This is a genomic window from Acidobacteriota bacterium, from assembly GCA_016712445.1.
Taxonomy (GTDB): Bacteria; Pseudomonadota; Alphaproteobacteria; order Caulobacterales; family Hyphomonadaceae; genus Hyphomonas.
Window position 1 is genome coordinate 1125810 of the sequence record JADJRB010000001.1, and the last position, 18224, is coordinate 1144033.

Genomic DNA, 18224 nt, shown 5'->3' on the forward strand with positions numbered 1-18224 from the left:
GTGATGTCCGTAGACGGAAGATTTTGCCCGGGGCATGCCGGCATCTGCGATCCGGCGTGCAGGCTCATGCCTTGCCCCGTCTGGATGCCGGGCCCGCAACGCGCCCCTCGGGCTGGCAGGGTCCGGCCCCCGTCTGGTGTCGATCTGAAGGGCCGGAAAGCCGCTGGCGGAGAGACAGGGATTCGAACCCTGGAGACGGTCTCCCGTCTACACACTTTCCAGGCGTGCGCCATCGACCACTCGGCCACCTCTCCGTACGCCGCGGGCGGCGAAGGGCGAGCAGATACCGGATGATCCGCCGCCTCGCAAGCTTGTGATTGCCGCAGACGGCGCCTGCCCCCATATTCCGGGTCCAGATACCGGAGCCAAGCCCATGTTCTTCTCCAGGAAGCCCCTCGACCTGCCGACCCGCGAGACCGCCCTGCCCGGCCGGTCCCGCCCGATCCCCACTGCCGCCGCCCATTTCGTCAATGGCCGCCCGCTGGAAGCCGAGGCACCCGCCGGCTTCGAGACCGCCGTGTTCGGCCTCGGCTGCTTCTGGGGCGCCGAGCGCCTGTTCTGGCAGACCAGGGGCGTCTGGCTGACCCGTGTGGGCTATGCCGGGGGGATCACCCCGAACCCGACCTACGAGGAGGTCTGCTCCGGCCGCACCGGCCATACCGAGATCGTCGAAGTGATCTTCGATCCGGCCGAAGTGACGTTCGCCGAACTGGTGAAGCTCTTCCTCGAGAGCCACGACCCGAGTCAGGGCATGCGCCAGGGCAACGACATCGGCACGCAGTACCGCTCGGCCATCTACTATGCCTCACCGGCGCAGGAGCGCACCGCGCGCGACATGATCGCCGCCTACAATGCCGAACTGGCGGCTGCCGGCCACGGTGACGCGGTCACCACTGAGGTCGCCCCGCGCGGCGAGGTCTTCCTCGCGGAAGACTACCACCAGCAATACCTGGCCAAGAATCCGAACGGCTATTGCGGCATCGGCGGCACGGGCGTCAGCTGTCCGCTTCCGCCGGTCAAGGTCGGCTGATCCGCCATACGAGCCGAAGTTCAGCGAGAAACGCTTGCGCGACTCGATCATCGCCTGCGCCTTGAACAGGGCGTCGGAGGCGGACTGGGCGCGCTGGATCGTCGGATCGCCGCGCAGGCCTTCGACCGCCTGGGCGAGGTGGCCGATGGCTTCCTTCACGACGTTCTGGTCGAACTGTTTCTCGGCCCGCACGATCAGCGCGCGGCCGAGTTCAAGCTTCGCCTGGATGATGCGGCCCGTATCGGCGGAGATCGAGGCCTCCTCGAGGTGGCGGCGGCGCAGTGCGATCACCTTGTCGAGCGCTGCGAGGTCGCCGAGTTCCTCAGCCACGCGCACACCGGCCGCACAGAAATCGGCTTCGATCTCGCCGCGCAGCGTCTGGGACACCGGCAGGTCATGTTCCAGCACGCCGTCGAGCTCGAGCGCGAGTTCGCGGATCTTCTCGGCGCGGAAGGCCTGCGGATCGCTGAGCGCCGGCTGCAGGTGCTTGGCGATCAGGTAGGAGGCGAGCCGGGCCACGTCTTCGGTATGCGCCTTGCGGGCGCCGGGCAGCGCGATGGTGAACAGGCGCGCTTCGGCCGGGGTGAGCCCGCCGCCGCGGCTGAGGCCGTGCAGTTCAAGGCCGCGGTCACCCTTGCCGTGCCGGCTGACCCAGACGAACAGGTCGGCGTCGGCGGTCGCCATGCGCTTGCGGGCGCGGGCGACGGAGGCCGTGCCGAGCCCGCCCTTGATGCGGCCCATCGACACCAGCGAGAACGGCGCCCCAAAGGCGAAAACCGGCAGGTTGCGTGCCAGTGCCTCGCTCAGCCACTTGTTGATACGGCCGCTGGACGCGCCATCAGGGCGCGCAAGCAGGATGCGGAAACCGGGCGCCTTGCTGGCCTTGGCCGTACGGGCGCGGCTGAAGTTCGCGGCAGCACCGGCAAACCGGCGCAGCGCGAAAAGCACCCTGACCGTCACATACAGCAGCGCGAGCACCGCCATGGCGGCGCCAAACAGGCCCAGCCATTCGGCGTGCGGCACGTTCTGAACCAACCAGGTATCGGCCGTTTCGAGCCAACCGGCGATCAACATCTCAGCTACCCTCTAGAGCCTCAAGGCGATACGTTTCTTACCAAATCCTTGCAACAGGGAAACACTGTATTCTCAGGACCATGACCCGGCTGCGCACCCGCTTTGCCCCCTCCCCGACCGGTCGCCTGCATCTTGGGCATGCCGCTTCGGCCTTCGCCGTGTGGGACACCGCGCGGGCCGAAGGGGGCGACGTGCTGCTCCGGATCGAGGATATCGACCAGACGCGCTGCCGTCCCGAGTACGAGACTGCCATCCTGGAAGACCTGGAATGGCTGGGGTTGGACTGGACCGGCAAGGTGCGCCGCCAATCGGACCATTTCGATGAGTATAGCACGGTTCTCAACGCGCTTCGCCTGCGGGGGCTCGTGCATCGCTGCTTTCTCACCCGGCGCGAGATTGCCGCGCGGCTGCCGGCCGGCGCCGACCCGGATGAAGGCGGCCTCGTGAGCAAGCCGCTCGCCAAGGCCGATGAGGCCGCGCGCCTTGCCCACCAGTCGCCCTTCGCCTGGCGCCTGTCGCTCGACGCCGCCCGGGCTGAACTCGGCCCCGCTTTTGACGCCCTGCACTATACCGAGTGGACCGAAACCCGCCAGCGCGAGGTGGCGGCCCGCCCGGAGAGGTTTGGCGACGTCGTGCTCGCCCGCAAGGACACGCCCGCCAGTTACCACCTCGCCTGCTGCCATGACGACGCCCTGCAGGCCGTAACGCATGTCATCCGCGGCGAAGACCTGCGGGCCGTGACCGGCATCCACGCCCTGCTGCAGGCGCTGATGGGCTGGCCCCGGCCGGTCTACCGCTTCCACCCACTGGTGCTCGGGCCGGACGGCAAGAAGCTGTCGAAACGCTTCGGCGACAAGAGCCTGCGTGATTACCGCGCAGAGGGGATGACGCCGGACGATATTCGCGCGATGACGCGCGCCGGATGACCAACACCGTTCCCCAGCCCCGCCCCGTGACCCGCCACCGCACCTGGCTCGGCCCGCTGATGGTGCTCGGCGGCGGCATCGCGCTTGGCTTCGCCCCGATCGGCCTGCGCCTCGGCCTCGGCGACCTTGGCCCGCAGGCCATCGCGTTCTGGCGCTACCTCTTCGCGGTGCCCATGCTGCTCGTACTCGTCCTCGTTGCGGACCGGCGCCTGCCGCGCAAGCCGAACACGGCGGTTTTCCTTGCCGCCCTCTTCTTCACGCTCGACATGGCGCTCTGGCACTGGGCACTCACCATGACTAGCGTCTCCAACGCCACTTTCATCGTCAACCTCGGCAACGTCCTCGTCGGCCTCGCCGCCTGGGCCTTCCTGAAGGAGCGCCCGGGCCTCTACTGGGCACTGGCCGCCGTCCTCGCGATGATCGGCGCGGCCGCCCTGTCGCTCGGCGGCGATGCAACGAAAGCGGGCGCCCTGCGCGGCGACCTCTTCGCCCTCGCGGCGGCGGTGTTCGTCTCGTTCTACATGTTGTTCTCCAAGCTCGCGCGCCGCACGCTCGGCGGGCTTGAGGCGATGTTCTGGCTCAGCGTGTTCGAAACGGCGCTCGCCTTCTTTGTCGTGTGGGGCTCGGGCGAGAAATTCATGCCCGCCACGCTCTCCGGCTTCGCGGCCCCGCTGGCGCTGACGATCATCGTGCAGGTCGCCGGCCAGGGCCTGATCATCTCGGGCCTCGGCTCCACCGACACCGCCGTCGCCGGCATCCTTGTGCTGGCGCAGCCGGTCGTCGCCGCGGCGATTTCCTGGCAGGTCTTCAAGGAGCCCCTGACCGCCATCCAGCTCGCCGGGGCCGCGGCCATCCTCGCCGCTGTCTGGCTGGCGCAGCGCAAGCAGCGGATCAAACCGGCCGCCCCGCTCTAGGGTCGCCACTGTCACAAAGTGGGGCTAAAGGGGTTCGGACTGATTCAGACCGGAGACCCCGCCCATGCGCCTCGCCCTCGCCGCCGCCAGCCTCGCCGTCCTCGCCGCCTGCGCCACGCCCGCAGCAAGCGTCGCGCCCGCCGACAATGCCGAAGCCGCAGACTTCACCGCAGGCCGCACGGCCGTGCTGCCGAAGCAGGCGGCCGATCCCTACTATGTCAGCGCCGCTGCCGCCGTGGATGCCCGCATCGCCGCGCGCGGCACCAAGCCGGCCAAGAACGTCATCCTGTTCATCGGCGACGGCATGGGCGTCTCCACGATCACCGCCGCCCGCATCTACGCCGGCCAGTCGCAGGGCCTCGACGGCGAGAGCTACCATCTCGCAATGGACGACCTGCCCTATTCCGCGCTGTCGAAAACCTACAGCCACAATTTCCAGATCGCCGATTCCGCCGGCACCGCCGTCGCCTTCACCTCGGGCGTGAAGACCCTGTCCGGCGTGCTCGGTGTCGACAGCAATGTCAGCTACGGCAATTGCGCCAGTGTGCCGGGTACGGAAGTTGAGACGCTGTTCGAGCTTGCCGCCCGCGCGGGCCTCGCAACCGGCCTCGTCTCCACCGCCCGCATCACCCATGCAACCCCCGGCGCCACCTATGCCAAGGTTCCGCTCCGGGACTGGGAGGCCGACACCGACATGAAGGGCGCCTCGTCCGACACCTGCAAGGACATCGCCCGCCAGCTGATCGAGATGCCGGGGTCCGGCTTCGACATCGTGCTCGGCGGCGGGCGCGAGAAGTTCCTGCCGAAGGAAGCCCAGGATCCGGAATATGAAGGCAAGACGGGCGGCCGCGGCGATGGCCGTAACCTGATCGAGGAATGGACCGCCAAGGACAGCGACCACACCTTCATCTTCGACGAGGCCGGCTTCGAGGCCACCGACTTCTCCACGCCGGTCAAGGTGCTCGGCCTGTTCGAACCCTCGCACATGCAGTTCGAACTCGACCGCGACAAGGACAAGGCCGGCGAGCCCCACATCGCCGAGATGACCCGCGCCGCGATCACCCGCCTCTCCCAGGATCCGGACGGCTACGTCCTGATGGTTGAAGGCGGCCGCATCGACCATGGCCACCATGCCGGCAACGCCATCCGCGCGCTGGAAGACGCGATGGCCTTCGACCTCGCCGTCGCGACAGCCCTCGAGATGACTAATCCGGAAGAGACCCTGATCATCGTCACCGCCGACCATTCGCACACGCTGACGATTGCGGGCTATGCCCAGCGCGGCAACCCGATCCTCGGCCTCTCGGTCTCCGGCATCGGCGGCGAAGGCGGCGCCAACGGCGCCGACGGCCTTCCGTACACGACGCTTTCCTATGCGAACGGCCCCGGCGCCTGCGTCGAGAAAGGCAAGGATGCCAAGGGCGAGCCGATCTACGAGTGCAAACGTCAGGACCTGACGAACGTTGACACGCTGGCGCCGGACTTCCGCCAGCCCGCCCTCGTGCCGATGTATTCGGAAACACATGGCGGCGAAGACGTTGCCGCCCTCGCCTCCGGTCCCGGCTCGAACCTCGTCACCGGCGTGATCGAGGAAAACGAGCTCTTCCACGTCATGGCCCGCGCCCTCGGCCTCGTGCCCGCGCCTGCGGCGGACTAGGCGCGCGCTTTCAGCACGCCGCTGGCGATCACCGGCACAAGGTATCCGATCGCCAGCGCCGTGTTGGGGACGTTGTTGAGCGCAAAGCCAGTCGCGGCCGACAAGGCGCCGTCGATGACGAACCAGGTCGCCAACGCAAAAGTCAGGCCCCGCCACGCCGGCGCGCCGGCGGCATGGATCACCGGCAGCAGGTTCAGCATCGTCACGCCCCATCCGATCGAGACGGCGCCCATCAGGGCGACCGAAAAGCGCATGCCCCGCGCGTCCATGAACCCGTCCGGCAACGGCGTACTGCTGAGAATGCCATAGAGCGTTCTCACCGCAACGTCCGTGGCAGGCAGTCCGCCGCCCGCCAGCACCACGCCAAACAGGATGACGCCCCAGCACCAGAGGCTCATCCAGGTTTTCCAAAGTCCGCTCATGTCGATCTCCTGTTGCGACTGGACGCAATGATCGACCCAGCGAGGTAGGCAGCGCAATTACCTCGCAGGTCATGGACTTGCCGCGCCGCGCCTGCGACGGTGGAGGCATGAGCCTGCGCGACACGCTGCCCCCGCTGACCGAGGCCGACCCCTTCGGCGGCCTGCTGCGCCGCCTGCGCGCTGCCCGCCGGATGAGCCAGCTCGACCTCGCGCTCACCTGCGGAATCTCGTCGCGCCACCTCTCCTTCCTCGAAACCGGCCGGGCCAAACCCAGCCGCGAAATGGTGCTGCAACTGGCGGACGGGCTGGTGCTGCCGCTCGGTGACCAGAACAGCCTCCTCCAGGCGGCCGGCTTCGCCGCCGTGTTTCCCGCCTCGCCGATCGACTCCGAGGCGCTTGGGCCGTTCCGGATGGTGTTGCAGGAAATGATGGACCGTCACGCGCCCTGGCCGGCGATCCTCGCGGACCGTCACTGGCGCGTGCGCGACGCAAATGCCTCGGCCCTCGCCCTGCTCGCGCCGCTGCAGGTGGGCGGCGAAACGAGCCTCATCCGTATGCTGACCGCATCGGATGCCGCAGCCGACCTGATCGCAAACCTGCCCGAGGTGCTTTCCGAACTGCGCGGCCGCATCGCGCTAGAAGCGCTTGAGGCCGCAGGGGACGGCGAGCTTGCCAGCCTCCTCGCCGAGCTGGACGCAGCCCTCGCGCGCCATCCGCCCGTCGCCGCTACCCGGCGTCCGCTGGTGCCGCTTGAGCTGCGCACGCCCGCAGGCAAGCTCCGCTTCCTTTCCACCATCGCCCATTTCGGCACCAGCGAAGACGTCACCGTCCGTGACCTGCGTCTCGAACTGCTTTTCCCCGCCGACGACGCGACCCGCACCGCTTTCGCGACCCTCGCGCCCGGCTGAACGCCTGCTGCCGCAGCGTCACACTGGCCAAACGCCCTGCCCTGCGCGATGCTCCGGAAAACATAAAACCCCGGAGGAACTGCCATGAAAGCTGCCGTGATGCGCGAGGCCAACAAGCCTCTGTCGATCGAGGAAGTCACCATCTCCAAGCCCGGCCCGCGCGAAGTGCTCGTGCGCCTGAAGGCCATCGGCGTCTGCCACTCTGACGTGCACTTCTGGGATGGCAACTTCCCGGCCGAGATGCCGGTCATCCTCGGCCATGAAAGCGCCGGCATCGTCGAACAGGTCGGCTCGATGGTCTCGGCCGTAAAGCCCGGCGACCATGTCATCTCGATCCTCTCACCCTTCTGCGGCGTCTGCGAATACTGCCTCACCGGCCATATGTCGGTCTGCCACACGCAGAACGGCGACCAGTTCAAGCGCCGTCCGGACGAAGCGCCCCGCCTGTCCATCGGCAAGGAAAAGGTCGGCCAGTTCCTGAACCTCTCCTCCTTCGCCGAGCAGATCCTTGTCCACGAGAACACGCTCTGCGCCATCGACAAGGATATGCCGTTTGACCGCGCCGCGCTGATCGGCTGCGGCGTCATCACCGGCGTCGGCTCCGTGTTCCATTCCGCCAAGGTCGAGCCGGGCTCAACCGTCGCGGTCATCGGTTGCGGCGGCGTCGGCCTTGCCGCGATCAACGGCGCGGCGATTGCCGGCGCCTCGCGCATCATCGCCGTCGACCTCTCGCCGGAGAAACTGCAACTCGCCACCCGCTTCGGCGCCACCGACACCGTCAACCCGAAGAACGGCAACGCCATCGAACAGGTGAAACAACTCACCAAGGGCGGCGTCCACTATTCCTTCGAATGCGTCGGCTCAAAGCAGACCGCCGAGATGGCCTATCACATGCTGCGCCCGCGCGGCGTCGCCACGATCATCGGCATGATCTCGCCCGGCGTGAACATCGAGATTCCCGGCATCGAGCTCCTCGTCACCGAGAAACGCCTGCAGGGCGCGGTGATGGGCTCGAACCGGTTCCGGATCGACTTCCCGCGCTTCGTCGACCTCTACCGGCAGGGCAAGCTGCACCTCGACGACCTGATTTCCGACCGGATCGGCCTCGACGGCATCACCGGCGCCATGCAGAACCTGAAGGACAACAAGGGCACGGTCGCCCGGCAGGTGGTGGTACTCGACTGAGTTTCACACCGGCCGCTTGCGCCGTCACGCCACCGCGGAAAGCGAGAAATCGTTCCGGGGACAGAGCTTGTCGATCTCGTTGGGAACCATCGGCTTCCCGAACAGGAAGCCCTGGATGAAGTTGCATCCGGCGGCTGACACCGAGTCGCGCTGGGTTTCGGTTTCGACGCCTTCTGCCACAACCTTCATGTTGAGGGAGTGCGCAAGCTTGACGATGGCCAGCACGATCGATTCGGCTTCCGCATCCATTCCGAGATTGACGATGAAAGACCGATCGATCTTGATCTTGTCGATCGGAAAGCGGCGAAGGTAACTCAGGCTCGAATACCCGGTCCCGAAATCGTCGAGGGCCAGGCTGAACCCGAGCGCGCGCAGCTTCTCGAGCGTGTCGTGCGTTGCGAGGTCATCGCCCATCAACACGCCTTCGGTGATTTCCAGCTCGAATTGCTTGGGCTGGGCGCCGGTTTCTCGCAGCAATGCCCTGATCTGGGGAATGAAGGTCTTCATGCGCAGCTGCGCGGCGGATACGTTGACGGCGACCTGAAGGTCCGGCCAACGAGCGGCGTCCTCAAACGCGCGGCGCAAGACGAAGAGGCCAAGATCGACGATCAGGCCGCCTTCTTCCGCAATCGGCACAAATACCGACGGCGGAATGGGGCCGCGCGTCGGGTGGACCCACCGGGCCAGCGCCTCGACGCCGAGAATCTTGCCGCCATCGTTGACCTGCGGCTGGTAGACCAGCTCGATATCCCCTTTTGCGATCGCGATCCGCAGGTCTTCCTGCAATTCACGGCGTGTGCGGACAACCTTGTCCATCTCGTCCCTGAAGACGACAAACCGTGATCGGCCTTCAGCCTTCGCCTGGTACAATGCGAGATCGGCTTGGCGCAGTGTTTCCAGCGGCTCGACCGAGCCGTCGTTGACCACCAGGATGCCGATGCTGCATCCGATATGAACCCGCACCAGTTCGAGATCGATTGGCCGTGAAATCGCTTCCACCAACCGCGCGGCAAGTTCCTCGGCATCCTGTTCCGAAGCATTCGCCTGGATGATCGCGAACTCGTCGCCGCCAAGGCGCGCAATCGTGTCGTCCCGGCCGCATGTCTCGCTGAGCAAGGCGGATACGGCCCGCACAAGTTCGTCCCCGGCCTGATGGCCGAACGTGTCGTTGATGCTTTTGAAGTTGTCGAGATCGATGCAGTGAACCGCAAAGGTCGCCCCCGAGCGGCGCATCTGTTGCATCGCCTGCGCCAGCTTTTCCTGCAGAAGTGCGCGGTTGGGCAAGCCGGTCAGCGTATCATGGTAGGCGAGGTGGCGTGAGCGCGCTTCACTAGCGGCAATCGCCGTCTGCGCGGCTTCCATTGCCTCCAGGCGGGCGGCCCGTTCGACCGCCGCGGCGTCGCGAACGGCCAGGGCGTCTTCCAGTTCCTCCGCCATCAGCCGGTTTGCACGGTCGATGCGTTTCAGGTTCTGGTCGTTGTCCTGGTAGGTTGCTTCAACGGCGATGAAAAGACTTGCGAGATCGATCGAACCATCGGGCCGCGTGTGCTCCCGCAGCTGGCGTGCAAATGTCTTGTGCTTCGGAAACACGGAATTCAATGCTCCCGGAAGGTCATCACAGTCATGGTCTGATTGTGCAGTCCGCAATAGCCTTCGCCGCCTTGCGTTGCGATTTCGCCATAGGAGTAGAATCCGATGTCGCGGAACTTGTCGCCGAGAACGGATGTCGCCGCTTCAGCTTCGTCGGCCGTACGTTGGCCCATCAGCAAGCGCCGGCCGACGCAACTGACCAACAGGGCGAGGCCCTCATCGTCTGAAGGCTCTGGCGGCAGCGCGCGTTGTGCCGCTGTCGCCGCGCCGTCCGTGAGGTTGTCGAACACGCCGCGCATCAACCGCGCCGACCAGCCTTCGGGGATGTCGCCCGCGAAGGTCATGGTGCGCGCTTCGCGGTCCACTGCCAGCACGGTCCGCACCACTTCGTCCGCAGGGTCTGCGGGATTGGTGATCATGAGAGGATAAAGCAGCGCCGAGGCCGGCAGGTTTTCAGCTTCCTCGCCCAGATATCGCTCATACAGATCCAGGGCCGGCTTGCCGTCCATTTCGAAAAGCACGTTGCCCTCCGAGCGCGTCACCCGGCGTGTCGGCCCGAAGAAATCCCAGCCATGCGCCGCCCCGAGGTTGATCTCGATCCGGTCGCCGTAAAAGCCGAGAGCGGTGATCGTGTTTTCTGTCGGCAGCGCATTGGCACCGACCAGCGTGTGCGCGAACGCCGCGCCGTCACCGGCAAGCCCCCCGCCGACGGGCAGGGACGGACCGGTCACGCTCTGGATGCCTGCCACCAGGGTCGATCCGTTCACGTTCAATCCGTCCGACAGGATCATGATGCCGGCAAGGTCGTCGGCCATCAGCTGCTCGGCGAGCTTGCGGCCAACCGCATGGGAAGCTGCGCCGTCAAGCTCGAGCGAGACGGTGCGCACTTTCGTATGGCGCATGGACACCGCGATGGCGGCGACCACTTTGTCCGACACCTGCGTATCCGTGATGACCGTGCCGGTAGAGCACCCGAGGATTTCGGCTCCCGGGAAACTGGCGCGAAGGGAGTTGAAGACAGACGGCTTCTCTATCAATTCGCGCGGACCGAAATAAAGCACGAAATCTGCAGGCGTTGCAGCAGTCACGGGTGCAAACGCGGCTTGCTCTGACTGCCAGATGGGACGAACGCAATGAATGGCACGTACTCCGTTGGGTTGATGGGCGTACGTGTGTCACAGCAGAATTAATGAATCTTCACGCTATGTGGTCAGTTTTGACTGAACCCCGTTTTCGCGACAATTTGACCAGACCCCCGTGCCGAAAGGCAGCCCGCGACAGGCGCCTCTGCCTTCCAAATCCCACGGGCCCTGATACCACGCGGGACATGATACTTACCCGGAAGAAAGTCCTCGCACTCGCTCTTCCCGTTGTCGCGGCGCAGGCGGCTACGGCGACGACCGGTCTGGTCGATACGCTCGTCATGGGCCGCTACGGCGACAAGGCGGACCTTGCCGCCGTTGCCATCGCGGCCGTCGCCTTCAGCTTCATCTACTGGGGCTTCGGCTTCCTGCGCATGTCCACCACCGGCCTCACCGCGCAGGCCATCGGCCGCGGCGACGAGACCGAACGCGGCGCCGTTCTCGTCCGCGCGCTGCTTCTCGGCGGTGCCATCGGCCTCGCGCTCTTCCTCCTCTCACCCTTGCTCAAAGCCGGCATGGCCTTCGCCTTCGAAGGCACCGAGCGCGTCGAAAGTCTGGCTACGGACTATTTCAACGCCCGCATCTGGGGCGCGCCGGCTTACCTGATGGGCATTGCCGTCTCCGGCTGGATGCTCGGCACCGGCAAGACCGGCCAGATGCTCGCCTTCCAGATCGTGCTGAATGCCATCAATGCCGGGCTCGACCTCTGGTTCGTCTCCGCCCTGAAACTCGGCCCCGCCGGCATCGGCGCCGGCACCGCGATTGCCGAATGGACCGCGCTCGGCTTTGGCCTTTGGCTCGTCCGTGAGGGTCTCGGCGCCCGCCAGGGCCTGTTCGACCGCGCCCGGCTCGCTGCGATGTTTTCGGCGAACCGCGACATCATGATCCGTACACTGGCCTTGCTGCTCTGCTTCGCCTGGTTCGTCCGCTCCGGCACGCTGGTCTCCACCGCAGCCACCGCCGGCAATGCCGTACTGATGCAGTTCATCACCGTCGCCGCCTTCGTGCTCGACGGTTTCGCCTTCGTCGCCGAAACCGCCGCCGGCAGCGCCTGGGGCGCGCGCAACCGCGCCGCGCTCGTGCGCGCGATGCGGCTGACGACCGAGTTCGCCATTGTCTCCGGCGCCGCCTTCTCGCTCGCGTACCTCGCCGGCGGAAATGTCATCATCGACGCCTTCATCTCCGACGCCGAAGCGCGCGCCGCCGCCCGCGCCTACCTGCCCTTCTGCGCCATCGTTCCGCTCCTCGGCGTGGCGGCCTGGCAGCTCGATGGCCTGTTCATCGGCACGACGCAAGGCCGCGCACTGCGCAATTCCGGTGTCACGGTCGCCGTGCTTTATATCGCGACCGATCTCGCCTTGCGGCCCGCCTATGGCAATGCAGGCGTCTGGGGCGCGTTCCTGACGATGTATGTCTACCGCGCCGCGACGCTCGGCGCCTTTCTTCCCGGCCTGCTCAGGCGGATGTCTCCGCCAGCTCCCGGTTGATCCGCTGGGCGAGGCCCGGGCCTTCATAGACAAGCATGGAATAAAGCTGCACGGCATGCGCCCCCGCCGCCAGCTTGGCGCGGACATCGGCGACGGAGGCGATGCCGCCGGCCCCGATCAGGTCGAAAGCCCCGCCGAGCTGCTCTGCAAAGCGGCGCAGCACATCCGTAGACGGATTGAACAGCGGCGCGCCGGAAAGCCCGCCGGTCTCGCCTTTGTGACCGCTCTTCAGGCTGGCCGGCCGCGCCAGCGTCGTGTTCGAGACGATCAGACCAGACAGCCACGCCCCCTCCCCGCGCACCACGCCGCAGATGTCGGCAATCGCCTCGCCGTCCAGGTCCGGCGCCACCTTGAGAAAGACAGGCTTGCCCTTCCGGTCGGCAGCACCGCACCGGGACAGGAGCCCGGTCAGAGATGCCTTGTCCTGCAAGCCGCGCAGACCTGGCGTATTCGGCGAGGAAATGTTGATGGTGATATAGTCCGCGTGCGGCGCGACGGCCTCAATGCCGGTGACATAGTCCTGCGCGCGGTCTTCGCTGTCCTTGTTGGCGCCGACATTCGCGCCGATCGGCACCGTGTGGGAATATTTCGCAAGCCGCCGCACGAAATAGTCGAGCCCGTTATTGTTGAAGCCCATCCGGTTGATCACTGCGCGGTCTTCTTCCAGCCGGAACAGGCGCGGCTTCGGGTTGCCCGGCTGCGGGCGCGGCGTCACCGTTCCGCATTCGACAAAGCCGAAGCCGAACTTCGCCATCGCCTCCGGCACATCGCAATTCTTGTCGAAACCAGCCGCGAGGCCGACCGGCGAAGCGAGCTTCAGACCCGATTTCGGCAGCGTCACACCCAGGTTGGGTGACAGCACCGGCGCCCGCGCTGGCACACCCACCCCCTTGCTCAGCAGGCGGACGGTTGCCACGTGCGCCGCTTCCGGCGGCAGAAGACGCAGCGCCTGCGCGCCGAGTTCGGTGATCATCAGAGGATCCTCGGCAGCACCGGGGCGCCGTCCGGTCCCGGCAGCAGCCACCAGGCCGCTTCAGCACGCGTGATCTCCAGCGGGCCGTAAAGATGCGGGAAAATCTCCCCGCCGCGGCTGGCCTCCCAGCGAACTTCACCCAGCTTTTCCGGCGAAAACCGCAGAAGCCGCACGCGCGGCTGGCCGGAATAATGGCGCCGGGCAGTCTCGCGCACCTGCTCGGCCGTCGACAGGTGGACATAGCCGTCCGTCATGTCGAGGTCGGTCGCCGTGATGCCGCCGGCCAAGGCCTTCGCCCAGTCGGCTTCACTCAGCAGCTTGTAAACAGGTGCGCTTGTCATCACCTTGAGATTTCGCAGGCTTTGCCGGCGCACGCAAGAATCCGCCGCGCGCCTTTTCCGGGAGACGACGTCATGCCGCGCCCCACGCCGATTGACCGGGAAGCGCTGGGCCGCGTGCGTCTGCACACCGGCCGGACGGTCGATGAAGAGCTGCGATGGCTGCAAGGCATGGCCCGTTTCATGGACACGCAGTTTGAGTTCAAGGGCATCCGTTTCGGCGCCGACGCGCTGGTCGGGCTTGTGCCGGTACTTGGCGACGCCGTTACCCTGGCGGCGGGCTCGGCGGCGCTGATGACCTCGCTGCGGCTGAAACTGCCCTGGCATGTGCATGCGCGGATTGGCTCGAACCTGTTGCTTGATGCGACGCTTGGCGCTGTGCCGATTGCGGGCGATGCGTTCGACTTCTTCTTCAAGGCGCACAAGCGCAATTTCCGGATGGTCGAACGCCATGTGCTCAAACGGGCCGCGAAGACCGGGGACGTGAGCGGCTAGATCTGCTTGCCGTTGGTGGTCGACGCGCGCGCCATCGTCCAGACACCCGCTTCGCTTTCGCAGGCTGCAAACCGGCCGCGCTCCTGGCCCGGGAAGGCATAGGCCACATCGCGGCACATGACCTTGACGTTGACGTTCGCCGGCTCGGCATAGGTGCGCGTGATGCTACCATCCGCCAACGGATTATAGCTGATCGCGTGGATGCTGGCGGTAACCGGATCGACGGGCACGGTGCGCTCGAAATGGATCAGCAGCGGGCGGCCATCCGGCGTAGTCAACTCGTGGTGCGTACCATCGGCGCTGGATTCGACGAGGCGGAGGAAATCCGATTTCAGCGCATCAAGAGCCGCCACATCGAGCGAATGTCCGGCGGTATATTCCGCGCGCTCGGCGATGAAGTCATCGACCGGGCGCGGACCAAAGGCGCGCACCGAAGGTGTGGTGGCCGACAGCGAGGGCGGCGCGGCGCGCACAACCGGTTCGCCGAGGCCGCTGGAATCGATCGCCGCCATTTCGACCGGCGCGGCCGGGCGGACGGGCTTCAGCGAGGCGCGGCCGGGCGGATTCGTCCAGACACGCGGCGCCGGCGCTGCAGCCACGGCCACCGTCGCGGCAGCAAGGCGGGCTGCCTCGGCATCGGCGACGCGCTTGGCTTCGACCGCCGCGAGGCGTTTCGTTTCGGCATCAGCGAGACGCTTCGCTTCCGCGTCTGCCGCCTTCTGCTTCGCAGCAAGATCGGCGAGGCGTTTGGCTTCAGCGTCGGCCTTGCGACGGGCTTCGATGTCGGCGAGGCGCTTCGCCTCGGCGGCCTGGGCCGCCTTGGCGGCTTCGGCGTCGGCCAGCCGTTTCGCCTCGGCCTCGGCGGCCTTCTGCTTGGCGGCCAGATCGGCCAGCCGTGCTTTCTCGGCTTCCGCCGCGCGGGCAACTTCCGCATCAGCGAGGCGCTGGCGCTCTGCAGCGGCCGCCGCGGCGCGGGCTGCTTCTTCGGCCGCGAGCCGGTCTGCTTCGGCTTTCGCCGCCGCCGCCTGCTGTTCCAGCTTCAGTTTCATGGCGGCGTCGGCATCCGCCGTGCGCATCGCTTCTTCCGTAGCCAGACGGTCGCGTAGGCGCGAGTCGATCACCGCCGGGCCATCCGTGGCTGCCGGCGCCTGCGCAGCGACGCGGGCGGCTTCTGCGTTTGCAATGGCAGCGGCCGCGGACTTGTCGGCATCTAGCGCGGCCTGCCGGTTGGCTTCCCGCTCGGCAGATTCGATTTCGGCGACGCGGGTTCTCAAGAGGTCGGCCGTGCCGCGATAGTCGAACCACGGCGTCGGCGCCGCATCGACCGGCGTTGAAGCCTGCTCGACGGCCGCCGCAGAAACATTCGCGGTGAGCGGCGCCGTCTCGACGCTTGCGGTCGTCAGCGTCAGGTCGCCGTCCGCATCATCGCTGGCCGGTTTCTTGCCGAGGGCATTCTCGGCCGCCATGACCGAAAGCCCGGCAAGGCCGAGCACGGCGAGGCCGGCGAAGGCGAACTGCGAGAAATCGCCGAGGCGGGAGAAGAAGCCGCCGCGCGTCTCGTCGTCGTCTCCGTCATCGCCGCCGGAGCCGCCCTTCTGGATCACGGGAATGCCGCCGGCGGTGGCCGCGACCGGGATCAGCGGCGCCTTGCTGGCCGGACGGCCGGGCACACGCGGCTTTTCCAGCGCGCGCACTTCCGAGACGGCGTAGTGGGAGACCGGACCGGCCGTGATCGGCGCGGAATGGGTCAGGATCGACAGGGTCGGCTGGGGCCGGACGGCGTCGCGGGCGCGCAGACGGGCGCGGAACGGCATGGCCGACTGGGCACGCTCCTCGGCGGCACGGCCTGTGGCTTCTGCCTCGCGGACAGCTTGGCGCAGGCTTTCCGGCAAGGCCGGCGTCCGGCGGCTTACCTGGTCCATCGGGTCGTTCAGCATCTCTGCCACCTTGCCTCCGGCGGCCCGGCGGCCGCCCACATCCTGCGAATTTACTATAACGGCTAAGGAAAGCGTAAACCACTGGAATCCCCGTTCCTGTCCGTCTTGTCAGGGACCGGGCGGGTCTTTAAGGCAACACTTTCCCCCTTCCGCTGAAAAAGACGTCAGGATTTCCATGGCCAAGCCACGTGTCGCCCCGAAAAAGGTCGTTCTTGCCTATTCCGGAGGCCTCGATACCTCGATCATCCTGAAATGGCTGCAGGTGGAATTCGGCTGCGAAGTCGTCACGTTCACCGCCGACCTCGGCCAGGGTGAGGAACTGGAGCCCGCCCGCAAGAAAGCGCTGGCCGCCGGGGTAAAGCCGGAAAACATCTTCATCGAGGACGTGCGCGAGGAATTCGTGCGCGATTTCGTCTTCCCGATGTTTCGCGCCAATGCCGTCTATGAGGGCGTCTACCTCCTCGGCACCTCGATTGCCCGGCCGCTGATCGCCAAGCGCCAGATCGAGATTGCCGACATGGTCGGCGCCGACGCTGTCTGCCATGGCGCGACCGGCAAGGGGAACGACCAGGTCCGCTTCGAGCTCGGCTATTACGGCCTCAACCCCGACATCAAGGTGATCGCGCCCTGGCGCGACTGGGACTTCAAATCGCGCACCGACCTCCTGAAATTCGCCGAACAGCACGGCATCGAGATCGCCAAGGACAAGCGGGGCGACGCCCCCTTCTCCGTGGACGCGAACCTCCTGCACTCCTCCTCGGAAGGAAAAGTGCTCGAAAACCCGGCTGAGGCGGCGCCGGAATTTGTCCATATGCGGACGATTTCGCCGGAAGACGCGCCGGACAAGGCCGAAGTCATCACCATCGGTTTCGAGCGCGGCGACGCGGTCTCCATCAACGGAGAGGCGATGAGCCCGGCGACCCTGCTGACCGCGCTGAACGCCTACGGCAAGAAACACGGCATCGGCCGGCTCGACCTTCTGGAAAACCGCTTCGTCGGCATGAAGTCGCGCGGCATCTACGAAACACCCGGCGGCACGATCCTCCTCGTCGCCCACCGCGGCATCGAACAGGCCACGCTCGACCGCGGCGCATCGCACCTGAAAGACGAGCTGATGCCGAAATATGCCGAGCTCATCTATAACGGCTTCTGGTGGAGCCCCGAACGCGAAATGCTGCAAGCGGCGATCGACCATTCACAGCGCTGGGTGACCGGCGAAGTGACGATCAAGCTCTACAAGGGCACCGCTTACCTCACCGGGCGCTCGTCGCCCTATAGTCTGTACTCGGAGAAGATCGTGACCTTCGAGGACGATCACGGCGCCTATGACCAGAAGGACGCGGAAGGCTTCATCAAGCTGAACGCCCTGCGCCTGAGACTGATGGCGGGCCGCGACCGGAAGTTCGGGAAGAACTAGTGATTGGATACTTAGATGTCGACCGACGAAAGGATTCTGCATGAACTGGTACGGTTGTTGGGATCCGTTCCCAGCAAAGCCACGTTCAGACATGATCTGCCGCAGAATCACGAATGGTTAGGCGCGGTTCTGCACATCGTAGGTCTCTCCGGCGATATAAAGTTAGCTATGGAAGCGCGATCAGTGGCTTCAAAGATCCACGACGTGCCAGTCAGCCTTCGTGATCCCCAAACGCAGCTGATCGTTTTGCTTCAACAAATGAAGCGAGAGTTCGAATTCAAACTTGGGTACTCCATTCCGAGAAACTACCTCGAACTTTCTGACGTCACTAGACAAGAAGTATCCAAAACCGCCTCGGCGTTGAAGCTCGCTGTCGAGCAAGACAATGAGATTGATCCCGACAGTCGAGAAATATTGGTATCCGAGATCGCAATTTTTGAAGCGTCACTTGGTGTGGCTAGGCTTTCTCCGGAGATTATATCTCGCTTCGTGAATGGAATTCTCAGAGGCGCTATGATCCTTGCCGCAGGCGAAGTAGTTAAGAAGATCGCTTCCGATCTGACGAAGCAACTGTTTGATCTCTTGGGTTGGCCACTGAGCGGCTAATGGGCTGCGAACATTTCAACTCAGCGAGTCCCTTCCCCAGTTTGTCGTCATCCCGGAATTTGCGCAGCAAATGTCCGGGACCCAGACTGTCCTTGAGCAGACTATCGAGAACGCAGAAAGGAA

The 18224-nt window shown here is 65.8% G+C and carries 16 protein-coding genes and 1 tRNA gene; 10 read left to right on the forward strand and 7 right to left on the reverse strand.

The window, feature by feature from the left end:
* Window positions 1-164 precede the first annotated feature (164 nt).
* Window positions 165-254: transfer RNA gene (locus tag IPK75_05825), tRNA-Ser, on the reverse strand.
* 119 nt (window positions 255-373) lie between these two features.
* On the opposite strand from IPK75_05825, the gene msrA reads away from it, so the two are divergent.
* From msrA to IPK75_05845, 4 genes are all read left to right on the forward strand, one after another.
* Window positions 374-1030 (forward strand): peptide-methionine (S)-S-oxide reductase MsrA, encoded by a 657-nt coding sequence (gene msrA, locus IPK75_05830; GenBank protein ID MBK8197871.1) that lies wholly within the window; start codon window positions 374-376, stop codon window positions 1028-1030.
* Window positions 1031-2184: 1154 nt separating this feature from the next.
* Window positions 2185-3030: a tRNA glutamyl-Q(34) synthetase GluQRS gene (gluQRS, locus tag IPK75_05835; protein MBK8197872.1), complete on the forward strand. Its 846-nt coding sequence runs from the start codon at window positions 2185-2187 to the stop codon at window positions 3028-3030.
* Entirely contained in the window at window positions 3027-3944 is a 918-nt protein-coding gene (locus IPK75_05840; protein ID MBK8197873.1) for a DMT family transporter, read from the forward strand. Before gluQRS ends, IPK75_05840 begins: the two co-directional genes overlap by 4 nt.
* Before the next feature lie 64 nt (window positions 3945-4008).
* Complete coding sequence (locus IPK75_05845; protein ID MBK8197874.1) at window positions 4009-5601, forward strand: alkaline phosphatase; 1593 nt, start codon at window positions 4009-4011, stop codon at window positions 5599-5601.
* On the opposite strand, the gene IPK75_05850 is transcribed toward IPK75_05845, so the two are convergent.
* A complete protein-coding gene (locus IPK75_05850) occupies window positions 5598-6023 on the reverse strand; it encodes a hypothetical protein (GenBank protein ID MBK8197875.1) in 426 nt (141 codons plus the stop codon). The genes IPK75_05845 and IPK75_05850 overlap by 4 nt on opposite strands.
* 107 nt (window positions 6024-6130) lie before the next feature.
* Here IPK75_05850 and IPK75_05855 point away from each other — a divergent pair, with 107 nt between their 5' ends.
* Together IPK75_05855 and IPK75_05860 are read left to right on the forward strand one after the other, a co-directional pair.
* On the forward strand, window positions 6131-6931 hold the full coding sequence (locus IPK75_05855; protein MBK8197876.1) for a helix-turn-helix domain-containing protein: 801 nt from the start codon (window positions 6131-6133) through the stop codon (window positions 6929-6931).
* Between the two features lie 84 nt (window positions 6932-7015).
* Window positions 7016-8116 carry a Zn-dependent alcohol dehydrogenase gene (locus IPK75_05860; GenBank protein ID MBK8197877.1) on the forward strand — a complete coding sequence of 367 codons (1101 nt, stop codon included), beginning with the start codon at window positions 7016-7018 and terminating at the stop codon, window positions 8114-8116.
* 24 nt (window positions 8117-8140) lie between these two features.
* Here the strand turns inward: IPK75_05860 and IPK75_05865 are convergent, their stop codons facing one another.
* Both IPK75_05865 and IPK75_05870 read right to left on the reverse strand, forming a co-directional pair.
* On the reverse strand, window positions 8141-9706 hold the full coding sequence (locus IPK75_05865) for an EAL domain-containing protein (protein ID MBK8197878.1): 1566 nt from the start codon (window positions 9704-9706) through the stop codon (window positions 8141-8143).
* A 5-nt stretch (window positions 9707-9711) separates the two neighbouring features.
* Entirely contained in the window at window positions 9712-10794 is a 1083-nt protein-coding gene (locus IPK75_05870; GenBank protein MBK8197879.1) for an FIST C-terminal domain-containing protein, read from the reverse strand.
* Window positions 10795-11033: 239 nt separating this feature from the next.
* Here IPK75_05870 and IPK75_05875 point away from each other — a divergent pair, with 239 nt between their 5' ends.
* Window positions 11034-12335, forward strand: a complete 1302-nt coding sequence (locus IPK75_05875; protein ID MBK8197880.1) for an MATE family efflux transporter — start codon at window positions 11034-11036, stop codon at window positions 12333-12335.
* On the opposite strand, the gene IPK75_05880 is transcribed toward IPK75_05875, so the two are convergent.
* Window positions 12304-13308, reverse strand: coding sequence for a quinone-dependent dihydroorotate dehydrogenase (locus IPK75_05880; protein MBK8197881.1), 1005 nt, complete (start codon window positions 13306-13308; stop codon window positions 12304-12306). The genes IPK75_05875 and IPK75_05880 overlap by 32 nt on opposite strands.
* Window positions 13308-13649 (reverse strand): DUF952 domain-containing protein, encoded by a 342-nt coding sequence (locus tag IPK75_05885; GenBank protein MBK8197882.1) that lies wholly within the window; start codon window positions 13647-13649, stop codon window positions 13308-13310. The genes IPK75_05880 and IPK75_05885 overlap by 1 nt, the downstream gene beginning before the upstream one ends.
* Before the next feature lie 72 nt (window positions 13650-13721).
* On the opposite strand from IPK75_05885, the gene IPK75_05890 reads away from it, so the two are divergent.
* Window positions 13722-14141 (forward strand): DUF4112 domain-containing protein, encoded by a 420-nt coding sequence (locus tag IPK75_05890; protein ID MBK8197883.1) that lies wholly within the window; start codon window positions 13722-13724, stop codon window positions 14139-14141.
* On the opposite strand, the gene IPK75_05895 is transcribed toward IPK75_05890, so the two are convergent.
* Complete coding sequence (locus IPK75_05895) at window positions 14138-16087, reverse strand: hypothetical protein (GenBank protein MBK8197884.1); 1950 nt, start codon at window positions 16085-16087, stop codon at window positions 14138-14140. The two genes, IPK75_05890 and IPK75_05895, sit on opposite strands and share 4 nt — an antisense overlap.
* A 166-nt stretch (window positions 16088-16253) precedes the next feature.
* Here IPK75_05895 and IPK75_05900 point away from each other — a divergent pair, with 166 nt between their 5' ends.
* Both IPK75_05900 and IPK75_05905 read left to right on the forward strand, forming a co-directional pair.
* Complete coding sequence (locus IPK75_05900) at window positions 16254-17495, forward strand: argininosuccinate synthase (GenBank protein ID MBK8197885.1); 1242 nt, start codon at window positions 16254-16256, stop codon at window positions 17493-17495.
* Between the two features lie 15 nt (window positions 17496-17510).
* Window positions 17511-18101 (forward strand): hypothetical protein, encoded by a 591-nt coding sequence (locus tag IPK75_05905; protein MBK8197886.1) that lies wholly within the window; start codon window positions 17511-17513, stop codon window positions 18099-18101.
* Window positions 18102-18224: the final 123 nt, after the last annotated feature.

What these genes read in the sequence shown, in the direction of transcription:
- IPK75_05880 (MBK8197881.1), bottom strand. Translation starts at nt 13,308, where the DNA reads ATGATCACCGAACTCGGCGCGCAGGCGCTGCGTCTTCTGCCGCCGGAA.
- IPK75_05905 (MBK8197886.1), top strand. Translation starts at nt 17,511, where the DNA reads ATGTCGACCGACGAAAGGATTCTGCATGAACTGGTACGGTTGTTGGGA.
- IPK75_05850 (MBK8197875.1), bottom strand. Translation starts at nt 6,023, where the DNA reads ATGAGCGGACTTTGGAAAACCTGGATGAGCCTCTGGTGCTGGGGCGTC.
- msrA (MBK8197871.1), top strand. Translation starts at nt 374, where the DNA reads ATGTTCTTCTCCAGGAAGCCCCTCGACCTGCCGACCCGCGAGACCGCC.
- IPK75_05900 (MBK8197885.1), top strand. Translation starts at nt 16,254, where the DNA reads ATGGCCAAGCCACGTGTCGCCCCGAAAAAGGTCGTTCTTGCCTATTCC.
- IPK75_05860 (MBK8197877.1), top strand. Translation starts at nt 7,016, where the DNA reads ATGAAAGCTGCCGTGATGCGCGAGGCCAACAAGCCTCTGTCGATCGAG.
- gluQRS (MBK8197872.1), top strand. Translation starts at nt 2,185, where the DNA reads ATGACCCGGCTGCGCACCCGCTTTGCCCCCTCCCCGACCGGTCGCCTG.
- IPK75_05840 (MBK8197873.1), top strand. Translation starts at nt 3,027, where the DNA reads ATGACCAACACCGTTCCCCAGCCCCGCCCCGTGACCCGCCACCGCACC.
- IPK75_05845 (MBK8197874.1), top strand. Translation starts at nt 4,009, where the DNA reads ATGCGCCTCGCCCTCGCCGCCGCCAGCCTCGCCGTCCTCGCCGCCTGC.
- IPK75_05875 (MBK8197880.1), top strand. Translation starts at nt 11,034, where the DNA reads ATGATACTTACCCGGAAGAAAGTCCTCGCACTCGCTCTTCCCGTTGTC.
- IPK75_05885 (MBK8197882.1), bottom strand. Translation starts at nt 13,649, where the DNA reads ATGACAAGCGCACCTGTTTACAAGCTGCTGAGTGAAGCCGACTGGGCG.
- IPK75_05855 (MBK8197876.1), top strand. Translation starts at nt 6,131, where the DNA reads ATGAGCCTGCGCGACACGCTGCCCCCGCTGACCGAGGCCGACCCCTTC.
- IPK75_05890 (MBK8197883.1), top strand. Translation starts at nt 13,722, where the DNA reads ATGCCGCGCCCCACGCCGATTGACCGGGAAGCGCTGGGCCGCGTGCGT.